This window comes from Flagellimonas pacifica (assembly GCF_900215465.1).
In the GTDB taxonomy this organism is placed as follows: domain Bacteria; phylum Bacteroidota; class Bacteroidia; order Flavobacteriales; family Flavobacteriaceae; genus Flagellimonas; species Flagellimonas pacifica.
This window is the reverse complement of record NZ_OBEH01000002.1, coordinates 60254-73735: the sequence shown is the minus strand read 5'-3', so window position 1 is coordinate 73735 and position 13482 is coordinate 60254. Positions and strand designations below refer to the sequence as shown.

Sequence of the window (13482 nt, the reverse complement as noted above, 5' to 3'; positions counted from 1 at the left end):
TTTATCTACTTTTTTTATTCACCCTTGTCAATAAGAACATTCCCACCAAAAAGAACAACCCTAAAAAGATGGTGCTGTTTCTCATGCTTCCGGTGAGTTGAGCCACGGCACCATATAAAAAAGTACCTATCACTATCCCTATTTTTTCAGCAACATCATAAAAACTGAAAAACGAAGTGGTATCTGTAGTTTCTGGCAAAAATTTGGAATATGTTGAACGAGATAAAGCCTGAATTCCACCCATTACGACACCCACAAATCCGGCAGCAATATAAAAATCCATTGGGGTTTGTAAAAAATAGGCGTAGATACATAGTAACATCCAAATCAAATTGATAACGATCAAAGTCTTAATGTTTCCGTAGCTTTTTGAAGCTCTTGCGGTTATTGTGGCCCCAAAAATTGCAACAATCTGTATAACCAAAATACTGATAATAAGTCCAGTTGTACGTTCGCTATCCGTCCCCCAATTAATTTCTTCCTCACCAAAATAAGTTGCAATCAACATAATGGTTTGCACTGCCATACTGTAGACAAAGAAAGCGCCTAAATAGCGTTTAAGCTGAGTCTCCGCACCTAATTGCTTCCATACACTTTTCAATTCCTTGAATCCGTTTAAGACAATATTGGTGCGCGCTCCTTCCTTTTTATATCCCTTAGGTAGATGTAAGAAGGTATATTGACTAAACAAAATCCACCAGATTCCAACTGAAATAAAAGAGTATTTCATAGCCTTGACCTCGGCTACCTCTCCCCCACTATCCGTAATACCAAAAACGGCAGGCTGCATAACCATAGCAAGATTAAATACCAATAAGATTACGCTACCTACATAACCCAATGAAAATCCTTTGGCACTTATGCCATCTTGTTGTTCAGGAAAAGCAATATCCGGTAGATAAGAATTGTTGATAGCAAAGCTTACCCAAAAACCAACTAAACCAAAGAAATAACAGGTTAACCCAAAATAAATATTCTCCAGCGAAAACCAATACAATCCAATGCAAGACAGTGCACCCAAATAGCAAAAAAATTGAAGAAAAATCTTTTTGTTCCCCAAATAATCCGCAATTCCCGATACCAAAGGGGTAATAATAGCTATAAAAACAAAAGCAAGGGAGGTAACGTAACTAATCAATGGGGCTCTGGCAATCTCACCACCTAATATGGTTACTTTTTCTATCTCGGCCACCCGGAACAATGCTCCATAAAAAATTGGAAAAATAGCCGAAGAAATCACCAAACTGTACACAGAGTTGGCCCAATCATAAAAAGCCCAAGCATTCAACAATTTCTTACTTCCTTTTAATGCGAGTACTTTTTCCATGGTTCAATAAAATAAAAATGCCATTTAAAGCCAAGGGAGAAAATCTTTTCAGATTTTCCGCTTCACTCTAAATGGCACTACAGTTTGGTTTATCAATTGGTTATTTAAATGATGTTACCCCATATTTGGCCGCTTCTTGTTTTGCAGCCGGTGCCCAAGCCATGAGGTTGTTTATTCTTGTATCGTTTGATGGATGGGTGCTCATAAATTCTGGCGGTGCTTGACCTCCGGATTTGGCTTTCATCCTCCTCCAAAGGTTCGCAGCCTCATCTGGATTATACCCCGCTATGGCCATGATTTGCAACCCTATCCTGTCTGCTTCGGTTTCATGGTTTCTGCTAAAAGGGAGCATTACCCCTAATGTTGACCCTAACCCATATGCTTGATTAAAGGTATTTCGTTTTTGAGGATCTTTAATTGCTACATTACCGGCAACTGCTCCTATTTGTTGCAGCATACCAGCGCTCATACGTTGTGCTCCGTGATCTGCCAATGCATGGGCTACTTCATGCCCCATGACAACGGCAACGCCTGTTTCCGTTTGGGTAATTGGTAAAATACCAGTATAAAATACAATTTTACCTCCTGGCATACACCATGCATTTACGGTTTCATCATTTACCAAATTGTACTCCCATTTATAATCTTTTAGATAGCCTGGGTAACCGTTGGCATCTAACCAGCGCTCCGCGGCTGTGGAAATACGTTGCCCAACTTTGGTAATCATTTGCGCATCTGATGTCCCAGTTACAACCTTATTATCAGTCAAAAACTGATCGTATTGGGCAAATGCCATTGGGAAAATTTGACTGTTGGGATAAAAGTTAAGCGTACTTTTCCCAGTAAACGGATTTGTCTTGCATGCAGCAACCGCTAAAAAAATTGCTACGGTAATAATAAACCTTTTCATATTGTTAATAGTGTTTAGTCCAAGTAAAATACAAAAAATTATTTTCCAGTAATGTGTAGCTCTGTAAAATCTTTACTTACCTCAATACTGTTGCTTCCATTTAATTTTATATCCTTTGGTTCTACTACCTCATTATTTACTTCAATAGACCCAATTTCAAATGGAAGTCCATGAAATATAAGTTTAAACTTGTCATACGAAGTGATAAAATTACCATCTTTAAATTGTTGGATAATCAACTCATTTTCTTTTCCACGCAGTCTAAAACGTCTTAGACTATATCGTCCTTTCTTATAATCATATCCATCCAATTGGTCTTCATAAATGGTGGAATTTTCTATTCCTTCCTTATAGTAAACCTCAATGACCAATTCCTTTATCTCTTTCTCGCCCACATATTGTTGTATCGGATACTTAGGAATCATGGCTCCTTCTTTTATGAATAAAGGTACCTGTTCTATCTCGGCAGAAACCCATTTCTCCACTCCTCCTGTTACTACATCATCATTCCAATAATTATACCATTTCCCTTTAGGGAAGTACATGCGCCTACCCTGGGCATTAGGTTCTTGAACCGGGCATACCAAAATTTGCTCCCCAAAAAGGAACTCATCTGTTCTAAAGTGCGTTTGGGTATCATCCTGATCATAAAACACCAAAGATTGAATCATAGGTAGTCCATTCTGGATGTATTTATAAAACATGGTGTACAGATAAGGCAGTAACTGATACCGTAGTTCGATATATTTTCTAACAATATCTGTTACTTCATCACCAAAGGACCAAGGTTCTTGTTCTCCATGATCGCCACTAGAATGTACTCTACAAAATGGATGGAAAATTGCCAATTGAATCCATCTGGCAAACAATTCTCCATTGGGTTGTTCCGCAAATCCGCCAATATCTGATCCTACAAAAGAGTAACCACTAATACTCATTCGTTGCATTTGTACATTGGCAATCCACAAATGTTCCCAAGTTGCTACATTGTCTCCTGTCCAGGTAGCGCAATACCGTTGTGTCCCTGAATAAGCCGCTCTAGTAAGCACAAAAGGTCTTCTGGGGAACATAAATTTCTTGACCCCTTCATAAGTGGCGCGTACCATCTGCATACCGTATACATTGTGTGCCTTTCTATGACTACAAGGATGTCCATCATAGTCATGTCTTACATCCAAATTTGCAGTTTTTGAGGGAACCTCCATGATGGCAGGTTCGTTCATGTCGTTCCAAACCCCCTTTACCCCAATATCGGCAATCATTTCTTTATATAGGTCTGCCCACCATTCGCGTACTTTAGGGTCGGTAAAATCTGGAAACTTACATTCTCCAGGCCATACTTTTCCTTTAAAATGTGGACCATCAGCGCGGCGACAGAAGAATCCATTATCCATGGCTTCTTGATACACCCAGTAATTTCTGTCTATTTTTATGCCTGGATCAATCATGGTAACGGTCTTGAATCCATCCTCTTCTAAATCCTTTACCATTTTTTTAGGGTCAGGAAAGTGACTATTGTCCCAAGTAAAACAGCGAAAACCATTCATATAATCTATATCTAAATAAATGGCATCACAAGGTATTTTTAGCTTTCTAAAGGATGAGGTTATTTCTCTCACCTTTTTTTCTGGGTAATAGCTCCATTTTGATTGGTGAAAACCCAAAGCCCATAAAGGTGGAAGTTCAGGAACCCCTGTTAAATTGGTATAGGCTTCAACTACTTGATTCATTTTAGGCCCATAGAAGAAATAATAATTCAATTCCCCTCCATCTGCCCAGAAGCTGGTCACATTTCTTTTCTCATTAGCAAAATCAAAATATGTGCTGAACGAATTGTCAAAGAAAACTCCATAAGCAATGTTCTGTTTGAGGCCTACATAAAATGGAATCGCTTTATACAATGGCTCCTGGTCTTTGCCATAAGCATAGGAATCCGTTACCCAGTTATTTACACGCTTGCCTTTTAAGTTGGTATGGGAGGCCTTGTCACCCATACCGTAGTAACTTTCACCAGAATGGCAAATTTTACTCATTTTAACGATATTTCCACCGTAGTTATAGTTCTCTTCCCAATGAAACCCAAATTCATCTTCTAGAATTACAACATTATCCAAATCAAATACTCTAACCTTTAGGTTAGATTTATTAACGTGAATCCTAATTTTTGAAGTAGTGATGATATATTCAGAGACTTCTTCTTTTACTACAAGTTCATTATAACCCAAACTGACATCATCACTAATGGCATATGAAAAATCTGGTTCAAAAGCATGCTCAGTGGCATATCTGAAACGAATTGCACTGTCCCTTAAAACTGTTAGCCCCAAAATAACGCCATTCTCTGTGGTAAAATAGAGCTTATCGTTTTCTTGTTTAAAATTTACTATATGGTTTGGGAACTGATTGCCCCTTTTTTCAATTTCTGTATTGGTAATCATATTGGTTGATTAAGTCTGACAAAAGAAAGGCTTTAGGGTGAGAAATTAAAAAGATGTTACCAACATATTCACTACAACGTTTTAGTGGTTCTGCTACTTGTAAACTACTATTCCCAATGGCGGAAGTGTCATTACCACAGACTGTTTATGTCCGTTCCATGCGGTTGCAGCGGGTTTTAGGGTTTTCTTGCCCGACCCGCTACCAGAATATTTGGTGTCATCACTGTTAAAAATCAACTTTAGCTGGTTGGTTTTAGGGACACCTACTCTATAATTCTCCCTTTGTACAGGAGTAAAATTACATGCCACAATCAAATCATCCTTTGGATCCAAGCCTTTTCTAATATAAGTGACCACCGTATTTTCTTGATCATTGTACTCAATCCAATCAAAACCTTCCGGGGCAAATTGCTTTTCATACAAGGCAGGATTTCCTTTATATACTCTATTCAAATCTTTGATTACTTCCTGAATTCCAGAATGAAAATCAAATTGGGTTAAGTGCCAATCCAAGCTTTCTTCAAAATTCCATTCCGAAGATTGCCCAAATTCCCCACCCATAAAAAGTAAGTTTCCTCCCGGATGGGTAAACATATAACCAAAAAGCAACCTCAAATTTGCAAAACGCTGCCATTCATCTCCTGGCATTCTATACAATAAGGAACGTTTTCCATAAACCACCTCATCATGTGAAAAAGGCAGCATAAAGTTTTCGGTAAAGGCATATGTTAAACTAAAAGTAATATTGTTCAGGTCATAAGATCTGTGGATTGGTTCTTTTTTAAAGAACTCAAGGGTATCGTGCATCCATCCCATCATCCATTTCATACCAAAACCAAGGCCTCCAAGATCTACAGGCTTGGTAACCCCAGAAAAAGCGGTGGATTCTTCTGCGATGGTCTGTACTCCTTTAAAACTGGCATAAACCTCTTGGTTCATTTCCTTTAAAAAGGAAATGGCTTCCAAGTTCTCATTATTCCCATATATATTGGGTTCCCACTCCCCTTCCTCTCTTGAATAATCCAAGTATAGCATAGATGCAACAGCATCTACCCTGAGTCCATCCACATGAAATTGATCCAACCAAAAAATTGCATTGCTAATCAGGAATGCTCTAACCTCATTTCTCCCGTAGTTAAAAATCAAGCTTTTCCAATCCGGATGATATCCTCTTCTTCTATCCGGGTGCTCATATAAATGGGATCCATCAAAAAAACCAAGACCATGGGCATCCTCAGGAAAATGGGAAGGAACCCAATCCAAAATCACCCCAATTCCTTTTTGATGAAATTTATCTACAAGCAGTTTAAAGTCCTCTGGTTTACCAAAACGCGAAGTAGGTGCAAAATAACCAGTCAATTGATATCCCCAAGAAGGATCGTAAGGATATTCCATAATAGGCATGAGCTCAACATGGGTGAATCCCATTTCATTTACATAGCTAACCAACTCATCGGCCATTTCCACGTAGGAAAGTGATTCCCAGCCATTTTTTTTCTTCCAAGATCCTAAATGCACTTCATAAACAGAATAAGGCTTATCCAATCCATTTTTCTGCTCACGGGTATCCATCCATTTTTTATCCTTCCAAGAATGCGGAGCATCCCAAACTACCGAAGCAGTTTTAGGAGGTTGCTCACACAATCTTCCAAAAGGGTCTGCTTTTTCCGTCCAAACATCATTATTATGTGAATTAATCTTGTATTTATATTTGGTTCCTTTGTCCACACCTGGAACAAAACCCTCCCAAATACCACTTTCATCCCATCTGACATTCAGTTGGTGGTCTTCGCCTTTCCAAAAATTAAAATCCCCAATAACGGAAACAGATTTGGCAGAAGGGGCCCAAACTGCAAAATAAGTACCCTTTACCCCATCCACCTCAGTTAAATGAGCTCCAAGTTTATTATAAAGCCTAAAGTGTTTTCCAGCCTTAAAAAGATTGATATCAAATTCTGTAAAAAAGCTATGGACAACTACCTTGGACATAAAAGCGGGTTTAACTGATGCAATATTACACATCTTTGCCCAAGAATCCGATTTGAGGGTTCAGTTTACAAAATAAAACAAGGTCCTGACAAAAATGGAATGCTTTTTGATTTTGACTGTGAAACAAATGAAATGAACACAAATCAAAAATCAAAAATCATGAATAAATTCAGTACAATTATCGGCATCTTCCTTGTTTTGTTCACAGTATCTTGCGAAGGCCCAGAAGGCCCTCCAGGTTTTGATGGACTAGATGGAAGGGACGGAGTAGATGGTAAAGATGGTATTCAAGGACAGGTTGTAGAAGTGGACAATGTTAATTTTGACTATGATGCGGACGGTAATATTTTCAATGCCTTGATTACATTCAGTGATGTTACCGACTTTGAAGTATTTGAATCTGATGCTGTTTTAGTATACAGGTTTGACGGAACAGTAGATTTGGAAGATGGCAGTACAGCCGATACCTGGAGTCAGATTCCACAGAGTTTCTTCCTTCCCGAGGGTACTATACAATATGTAATGGCCCATACTTTTGTGGATGTGGAACTTTTCATCGACGGAAATTTTGACCTATCCGCACTAAGCACTGACTTCACCGACAATCAATCCTTTAGAATTGTTTTTGTTCCAAGTGAATTTGCAGAATCATCCAAAATGGATACATCCAAACTATCAAACGTTATGTCCGCCCTAGGAATTGAGGAAAATCAGATTCATAAAATTGAAGGGAATTAATACTCCAAAAAAGTATTATCTTAAAAACCTGCCAGATAACATGGCAGGTTTTTTTATGCTTTTGAAAGGAAGCTCCTAAAACAACGTCTACTTAGAAAAAGAAAGAAATGGGAAAAAAATTGCTTTTTATAGTTCTAATCCTCTCGGGATGCAAGGGTATATCGCAGGAAGGGAAAAAAGAAATAAAGGAAAAAGAAGAGGCTGCATATGCCATTACAAAAACAGATGCTGAGTGGAGGGCAGAGCTGACCGATATTGAATATTATGTTTTGAGAAAAGCAGCAACCGAGAATGCTTTTACCAGCGAACTATTAACCAATAAAGAAAAGGGCACCTACATCTGCGCGGGATGTGCAACGCCACTTTTCAGAAGTGAGAATAAATACACTTCTGGTACCGGATGGCCAAGCTTTGATCGGGAAATAAAGGGTAATGTGGCCTATGATGTAGATTACAAAATTGGCTATGCAAGAACTGAAGAACATTGTGCCACCTGCGGTGGGCATTTAGGACATGTTTTTAATGACGGGCCAAGAAAGACAACAGGTAAAAGACACTGTATTAATGGGGCAGCATTGGACTTTGTTCCAGATTCCAAATAATTAAACGAACATAGATGCAAAAAAAATATGATTTAGAGAAAACGGAATCCGAGTGGAAAAAGGAACTTTCTCCGGAAGAATATTTTGTGCTTCGCCAAAAAGGTACCGAAAGACCTAATACTGGTCAGTTCAATCTACATTTTGAGGATGGCGATTATCATTGTAAGGCCTGTAATTCCAAACTCTTTAAAAGTGATCACAAATTTGAAAGTGGTTGTGGTTGGCCGTCTTTTGACCAAGCTATTGAAGGAGCAATTGAATATATAAGGGATACTTCACACGGAATGATTCGCACGGAAACCGTCTGTGCCAATTGTGGTGGTCATTTGGGACATGTATTTAATGATGGGCCAAAGGAAACTACCGGCCAACGATATTGTATCAACTCGGTAAGTATAGGATTTAACCCAGACAAAGAATGAATTTTCACGAAAACTACCTTAAAAGTGCCATTTTCGAATTTCACCGCTATAAAAAGATGGGTGATAAAACTTTTGCTCAACTTTCAGAAGATGAAATCCAATGGAAATACAAAGAGACCGATAATTCTATTGCTATTATCGTGAAACATATGGTTGGCAATATGCTGAGCAGATGGACCAATTTTCTGACTGAAGACGGGGAAAAGTCATGGCGTAACCGGGAAACCGAGTTTGAAGGTGAATACCAATCCAAAACTGAAATGCTTGCCGCTTGGGAAAAAGGATGGAAATGCCTGTTTGAAGCTCTGAACAATATCAATGCATCAAATTTCAATACAAAAATCAAAATTAGGTCAGAGGAACACACTATTGTTGAAGCCGTTAACCGGCAATTAGCCCATTATGCAAGTCATGTAGGGCAAATTGCATTCGTAGGCCGAATGATCAAGGGGAACGATTGGGCATCCTTATCCATTCCTAAAGGGGGTTCGACTGATTTCAACAAAAAGATGTTTGGTAATTCTAATTCTGCATAACCAAACCTTGGTAATTGGCCATTGAATTGCGTACTTTTGCACTTCATTTTTAACATCTAAAATCAAAAACTAATGAGCAACTTCGATGTAATTGTTTTGGGTAGTGGTCCTGGCGGATATGTAACAGCAATTAGGGCTGCACAACTTGGATTCAAAACAGCTATTGTAGAAAAGGAAAGTTTAGGAGGCGTCTGTCTTAATTGGGGTTGCATCCCAACCAAAGCGCTTTTAAAGTCCGCTCAGGTTTTTGAATACTTAAAACATGCAGAAGACTACGGATTGAGTGCAAAAAAAGTAGAGCATGACTTTGATGCAGTTGTAAAAAGAAGCCGAGGTGTTGCAGATGGAATGAGTAAGGGCATTCAGTTTTTGATGAAAAAAAACAAAATCGAGGTTTTAAACGGTTATGGAAAGGTACAACCTGGTAAAAAAGTAGTAGTAAAGGGTGAGCATGGTGATCCAGCTGAATATACCGCAAATCATATTATTATTGCCACCGGTGCAAGAAGTCGTGAATTACCAAGTCTACCTCAGGATGGTAAAAAGGTAATTGGCTATCGCGAGGCAATGTCATTGGAAAAGCAGCCCAAAAAAATGATTGTTGTGGGAAGCGGAGCGATTGGGATTGAGTTTGCATATTTCTACAATTCCATGGGCACCGAAGTTACCGTTGTTGAATATCTTCCCAATATTGTTCCCGTTGAAGATGAAGATGTATCCAAACAATTGGAAAGAAGTTTCAAAAAAGCTGGTGTAAAAATCAAAACCTCAGCAGAAGTTACCCATGTTGACACCTCTGGTGATGGTGTAAAAGCTACGATTAAGACATCCAAAGGAGAAGAGGTATTGGAAGCTGATATTGTACTTTCAGCGGTGGGTATCAAAACCAATATTGAAAATATTGGACTAGAAGACGTTGGTATAGCAGTAGATCGAGATAAAATTTTGGTCAACGATTACTATCAAACCAACATTCCCGGATATTATGCCATTGGAGATGTTACTCCAGGGCAGGCTTTGGCTCACGTTGCTTCCGCAGAAGGAATTCTTTGTGTAGAGAAAATAGCCGGAATGCATGTTGAAGCTTTGGATTATGGCAATATTCCTGGATGTACCTATTGTGTCCCAGAAGTAGCATCTGTTGGACTCACAGAAAAACAGGCCAAAGAACAAGGATATGATATTAAAGTGGGCAAATTTCCATTCTCAGCTAGTGGAAAAGCTAAGGCCTCTGGAACCCCTGATGGCTTTGTTAAAGTAATCTTTGATGCCAAGTATGGCGAATGGTTGGGTTGCCACATGATCGGTGTAGGTGTTACCGATATGATTGCTGAAGCCGTGGTTGCCAGAAAATTAGAAACTACTGGGCATGAAGTACTCAAAGCAGTTCACCCCCACCCCACAATGAGTGAGGCGGTCATGGAAGCTGTAGCTGATGCGTATGACGAGGTTATTCACCTATAATTTATATTGTGCTTAAACTATTCAGAGCCACGGCAATTTTAGAAGGAATATCCTATCTTCTGTTATTTGGGTTTACTATGCCTTTAAAGTATTGGGCCAATATTTTAGAACCCAATAAGATTGTGGGATATGCCCATGGCGGACTTTTTATAGCTTATGTGATTATTGCTATCATTGTTTGCTGGAAACACAAATGGAGTATCAAACATTTTATTGTGCTTTTTATAGCCTCACTTTTGCCCTTTGGGACATTTTACGCAGATAAGAAATACTTAAAAGGAGCTTAGCTGATAAAGCTTTGTATTGCCAAATCATAACTTTGGAGACCAAAACCTAGAATTACGCCTTTAGCACCAGAGGATATATAGGAAATATGTCTAAAATCTTCTCTTTTGAAGGTGTTGGAAATATGAACTTCAATCACTGGGATCTCAATACCTTTAACCGCGTCTCCAATACCAACCGAAGTATGTGTATATGCCGCTGCATTTAATACAATACCATCATAGGTGAAACCAACCTCCTGAATCTTGTCTATAAGTTCTCCTTCTATATTGGATTGAAAATACTCTAATTCAACTCCTTCGAATTTTTTCTGTAATTGCAAAAAATAATCCTCAAATGTGATACTTCCGTACAACTCGGGTTCTCGCTTTCCTAGGAGGTTTAAATTGGGGCCGTTGATAATCATTAATTTCATATGGATAAAAATACAACATCTATAAAAAAGAAAAAGCAGGGACTTCCCTGCTTTTTTGTGTTATGTTTTTAAATCTAGAACAAAAACAAAATTCCTACAGTTGCAACAGAAAACGAAATATTATCCTCCACAACCATATAAGAAACATTAAGTTCTGTATTTCCCGTAATATTATACCCCACTATGGGCCTATAGTAAAGCCCTCCTTCCATACCATCACTTATACCAACGGCATAGCCAGCATCAACTCCAAACTTAAAATGGTAGGTTGGATAGATACGTACCGAAGCTGCTACAGGTAAAAACTGAAAATCTTCAAACTCTGTTTGCACGGTCACAGGTCCAACGGAAGAAGTGTCAGTGTCACCAAAAGCGTTAATAAACCCAGTGGCGAGACCTACATCAAACAATTCGGAAACACCCCAATGATAATTGACATCCAATCCAATACTAAAACTGGAAACATCGGCAGCATCACCAACTGGTATACCAGCATTTAAACCTACTTTAAAACTACTTCTATCTACTTGTGCATGCATTGCAAAAGTTACTAAGAGAAAAAAAATACTTGTTGTAATTATGTTTTTCATGTTTGTTAAATTGGTCAGAAGTTAAAACGCACTTTCCATTAAAATAGTGTTAAAAAAACTTAATGCGCAAAAAAGGAGGCTAATGCCTCCTCTCATAAAATCCATTTTTGACCTGATCTTTTAGAAAGCAAAACCAAGTGAAAATCCAACTCGCACTCCTAACCCATCAAATCCATAACTAAAAGCAGTATCATCAGATTTCACACTATAAAAGGCAGGTCCACCATATAAATCCAGTGTAATGGGATTCCAATTCCATTGATAACCACCTACACCACCAGCTACCAATACCGTTGTTTTAAAGTTATCTGCCTTAGAGGATGAATAATTAGCCACAGGTGCCAAAAACCAACCTTCTGGCGCATGCTTTCCTTCTTGTATATAGAATCGATACTGCGCTCCTATACCAAATCCTGAATATTTCGAACCTCCTGTAGAAAAAGTTGTATATCCTAAATCCACTTGAAAAGATTGTTTTTGATTTAAGACTCTTTCATAACCAATTTCCATTGTTCCAAAAGCAAGTGCCAACGGATTAACTTTAATAACATTTTCCTGTGCTTTTACCATAAACCCTATTGCAAAAAGAGCAATGGTCGTTAAATACATTTTTCTCATTATAATTTAATGTTTGATTCATTCTAAAAGTATCATTATAAATACCTCTAATATTTACCATTTGACCAATACACCATATCAATTGACCAATCCCTATAAACGAACAAACTGCACAAAACTATTTGTGATTATCTTTAAACAATGAATTGGAATCAGGCATTAACGGATTATCAACATTACCTGAAAATTGAGCGAGGTCTTTCAGAAAATACCATTACCAATTATGGTTTAGATCTTCAAAAACTTAGGGACTATCTTGACGAACATACTATTGTTGAATCGCCTTTGGAAATAACCCAAGAAACGGTTCAAAAGTTTATATATGATGTGGCAAAAATGGTAAATCCAAGATCTCAGGCCCGTATTATTTCTGGGCTTAAAGGATTCTTTACCTATCTTATTTTTGAAGATTACAGAACGGATAATCCAATGGATTTGATAGAAACTCCTAAAACAGCCAGGAAACTTCCCGATACACTTTCAACCGATGAAATCAACGACCTTATAGCGGCAATTGATCTTTCAAAACCTGAAGGTGAGCGTAACAGGGCTATTTTGGAGACTTTATATGGATGCGGACTAAGAGTTTCTGAACTTATAAACCTGAAACTGTCTGATTTATACTTTGAAGAAGATTTCATAAAGGTTACGGGCAAGGGAAATAAACAGCGTTTTGTTCCCATAAGTAAATTGAACAAAAAATACATCAATATTTACAAGAGCCAAGTTAGGTTACACTTGAATATACAAAAGGAACATGAAGATTTTCTTTTTCTAAACCGGAGGGGAAAGCAGCTTACCAGAGCCATGATATTTACTATAATAAAACAATTGGCAGAAAAAAATGGATTAAACAAAAGTATAAGTCCCCATACTTTTAGACATTCATTTGCAACACATTTACTGGAAAATGGTGCTGATTTAAGGGCTATTCAACAAATGTTGGGGCACGAGAGCATTACCACTACGGAAGTTTATATGCACATAAACCGAAAGTTCTTATCTACAGTCCTAAGTGATTTTCACCCTAGAAATGCATCAGAATAGTAATAAGGAGAGTGAAATTATACTTGCTCCACTTTGAAAATCTGTATACTTTTTATTTGATTTTTTGCAAGGGCAATGCCCCCAAAACCTCCTCCAATGAT

The 13482-nt window shown here is 38.1% G+C and carries 14 protein-coding genes; 7 read left to right on the top strand and 7 right to left on the bottom strand.

The features are described 5' to 3' along the window. Window position 1: 1 nt before the first annotated feature. The 4 genes from CRO15_RS06060 to glgB all read right to left on the bottom strand — a co-directional run bounded on the left by CRO15_RS06060 (window position 2) and on the right by glgB (window position 6664). On the bottom strand, window positions 2-1327 hold the full coding sequence (locus CRO15_RS06060) for an MFS transporter (RefSeq protein ID WP_097044927.1): 1326 nt from the start codon (window positions 1325-1327) through the stop codon (window positions 2-4). Window positions 1328-1427: 100 nt separating this feature from the next. After that, the gene (locus tag CRO15_RS06055; protein WP_097044926.1) at window positions 1428-2237 is read right to left on the bottom strand and encodes a M48 family metallopeptidase; all 810 of its coding nucleotides are present in this window, start codon (window positions 2235-2237) and stop codon (window positions 1428-1430) included. 38 nt (window positions 2238-2275) lie between these two features. Continuing rightward, window positions 2276-4675: a glycoside hydrolase family 31 protein gene (locus tag CRO15_RS06050; RefSeq protein ID WP_097044925.1), complete on the bottom strand. Its 2400-nt coding sequence runs from the start codon at window positions 4673-4675 to the stop codon at window positions 2276-2278. Between the two features lie 93 nt (window positions 4676-4768). After that, complete coding sequence (gene glgB / locus CRO15_RS06045; RefSeq protein ID WP_097044924.1) at window positions 4769-6664, bottom strand: 1,4-alpha-glucan branching protein GlgB; 1896 nt, start codon at window positions 6662-6664, stop codon at window positions 4769-4771. Between the two features lie 159 nt (window positions 6665-6823). Here glgB and CRO15_RS06040 point away from each other — a divergent pair, with 159 nt between their 5' ends. The 6 genes from CRO15_RS06040 to CRO15_RS06015 all read left to right on the top strand — a co-directional run bounded on the left by CRO15_RS06040 (window position 6824) and on the right by CRO15_RS06015 (window position 10713). After that, on the top strand, window positions 6824-7402 hold the full coding sequence (locus CRO15_RS06040) for a collagen-like protein (protein ID WP_097045594.1): 579 nt from the start codon (window positions 6824-6826) through the stop codon (window positions 7400-7402). Between the two features lie 107 nt (window positions 7403-7509). After that, window positions 7510-8004 (top strand): peptide-methionine (R)-S-oxide reductase MsrB, encoded by a 495-nt coding sequence (gene msrB / locus CRO15_RS06035; RefSeq protein ID WP_097044923.1) that lies wholly within the window; start codon window positions 7510-7512, stop codon window positions 8002-8004. 14 nt (window positions 8005-8018) lie between these two features. Next, window positions 8019-8426 carry a peptide-methionine (R)-S-oxide reductase MsrB gene (gene msrB, locus CRO15_RS06030; RefSeq protein WP_097044922.1) on the top strand — a complete coding sequence of 136 codons (408 nt, stop codon included), beginning with the start codon at window positions 8019-8021 and terminating at the stop codon, window positions 8424-8426. Beyond that, the gene (locus CRO15_RS06025; RefSeq protein ID WP_097044921.1) at window positions 8423-8962 is read left to right on the top strand and encodes a DUF1572 family protein; all 540 of its coding nucleotides are present in this window, start codon (window positions 8423-8425) and stop codon (window positions 8960-8962) included. The genes msrB (CRO15_RS06030) and CRO15_RS06025 overlap by 4 nt, the downstream gene beginning before the upstream one ends. Before the next feature lie 72 nt (window positions 8963-9034). Further along, entirely contained in the window at window positions 9035-10426 is a 1392-nt protein-coding gene (gene lpdA / locus CRO15_RS06020) for a dihydrolipoyl dehydrogenase (RefSeq protein WP_097044920.1), read from the top strand. 8 nt (window positions 10427-10434) lie between these two features. After that, on the top strand, window positions 10435-10713 hold the full coding sequence (locus CRO15_RS06015; protein ID WP_097044919.1) for a DUF3817 domain-containing protein: 279 nt from the start codon (window positions 10435-10437) through the stop codon (window positions 10711-10713). On the opposite strand, the gene aroQ is transcribed toward CRO15_RS06015, so the two are convergent. The 3 genes from aroQ to CRO15_RS06000 form a co-directional block, all read right to left on the bottom strand. Continuing rightward, a complete protein-coding gene (gene aroQ, locus CRO15_RS06010; protein ID WP_097044918.1) occupies window positions 10710-11126 on the bottom strand; it encodes a type II 3-dehydroquinate dehydratase in 417 nt (138 codons plus the stop codon). The two genes, CRO15_RS06015 and aroQ, sit on opposite strands and share 4 nt — an antisense overlap. 74 nt (window positions 11127-11200) lie before the next feature. Further along, complete coding sequence (locus CRO15_RS06005; protein WP_097044917.1) at window positions 11201-11716, bottom strand: hypothetical protein; 516 nt, start codon at window positions 11714-11716, stop codon at window positions 11201-11203. Window positions 11717-11836: 120 nt separating this feature from the next. Beyond that, a complete protein-coding gene (locus CRO15_RS06000; RefSeq protein ID WP_097044916.1) occupies window positions 11837-12334 on the bottom strand; it encodes a DUF3575 domain-containing protein in 498 nt (165 codons plus the stop codon). Between the two features lie 141 nt (window positions 12335-12475). On the opposite strand from CRO15_RS06000, the gene xerD reads away from it, so the two are divergent. After that, window positions 12476-13381 (top strand): site-specific tyrosine recombinase XerD, encoded by a 906-nt coding sequence (xerD, locus tag CRO15_RS05995; RefSeq protein ID WP_097044915.1) that lies wholly within the window; start codon window positions 12476-12478, stop codon window positions 13379-13381. Window positions 13382-13482 lie beyond the last annotated feature (101 nt).

Bases quoted from the DNA above. Each gene is read 5' to 3' on its own strand.
- CRO15_RS06060 (WP_097044927.1), bottom strand. From the start codon at position 1,327: ATGGAAAAAGTACTCGCATTAAAAGGAAGTAAGAAATTGTTGAATGCT.
- CRO15_RS06055 (WP_097044926.1), bottom strand. From the start codon at position 2,237: ATGAAAAGGTTTATTATTACCGTAGCAATTTTTTTAGCGGTTGCTGCA.
- CRO15_RS06050 (WP_097044925.1), bottom strand. From the start codon at position 4,675: ATGATTACCAATACAGAAATTGAAAAAAGGGGCAATCAGTTCCCAAAC.
- glgB (WP_097044924.1), bottom strand. From the start codon at position 6,664: ATGTCCAAGGTAGTTGTCCATAGCTTTTTTACAGAATTTGATATCAAT.
- CRO15_RS06040 (WP_097045594.1), top strand. From the start codon at position 6,824: ATGAATAAATTCAGTACAATTATCGGCATCTTCCTTGTTTTGTTCACA.
- msrB (WP_097044923.1), top strand. From the start codon at position 7,510: ATGGGAAAAAAATTGCTTTTTATAGTTCTAATCCTCTCGGGATGCAAG.
- msrB (WP_097044922.1), top strand. From the start codon at position 8,019: ATGCAAAAAAAATATGATTTAGAGAAAACGGAATCCGAGTGGAAAAAG.
- CRO15_RS06025 (WP_097044921.1), top strand. From the start codon at position 8,423: ATGAATTTTCACGAAAACTACCTTAAAAGTGCCATTTTCGAATTTCAC.
- lpdA (WP_097044920.1), top strand. From the start codon at position 9,035: ATGAGCAACTTCGATGTAATTGTTTTGGGTAGTGGTCCTGGCGGATAT.
- aroQ (WP_097044918.1), bottom strand. From the start codon at position 11,126: ATGAAATTAATGATTATCAACGGCCCCAATTTAAACCTCCTAGGAAAG.
- CRO15_RS06005 (WP_097044917.1), bottom strand. From the start codon at position 11,716: ATGAAAAACATAATTACAACAAGTATTTTTTTTCTCTTAGTAACTTTT.
- CRO15_RS06000 (WP_097044916.1), bottom strand. From the start codon at position 12,334: ATGAGAAAAATGTATTTAACGACCATTGCTCTTTTTGCAATAGGGTTT.
- xerD (WP_097044915.1), top strand. From the start codon at position 12,476: ATGAATTGGAATCAGGCATTAACGGATTATCAACATTACCTGAAAATT.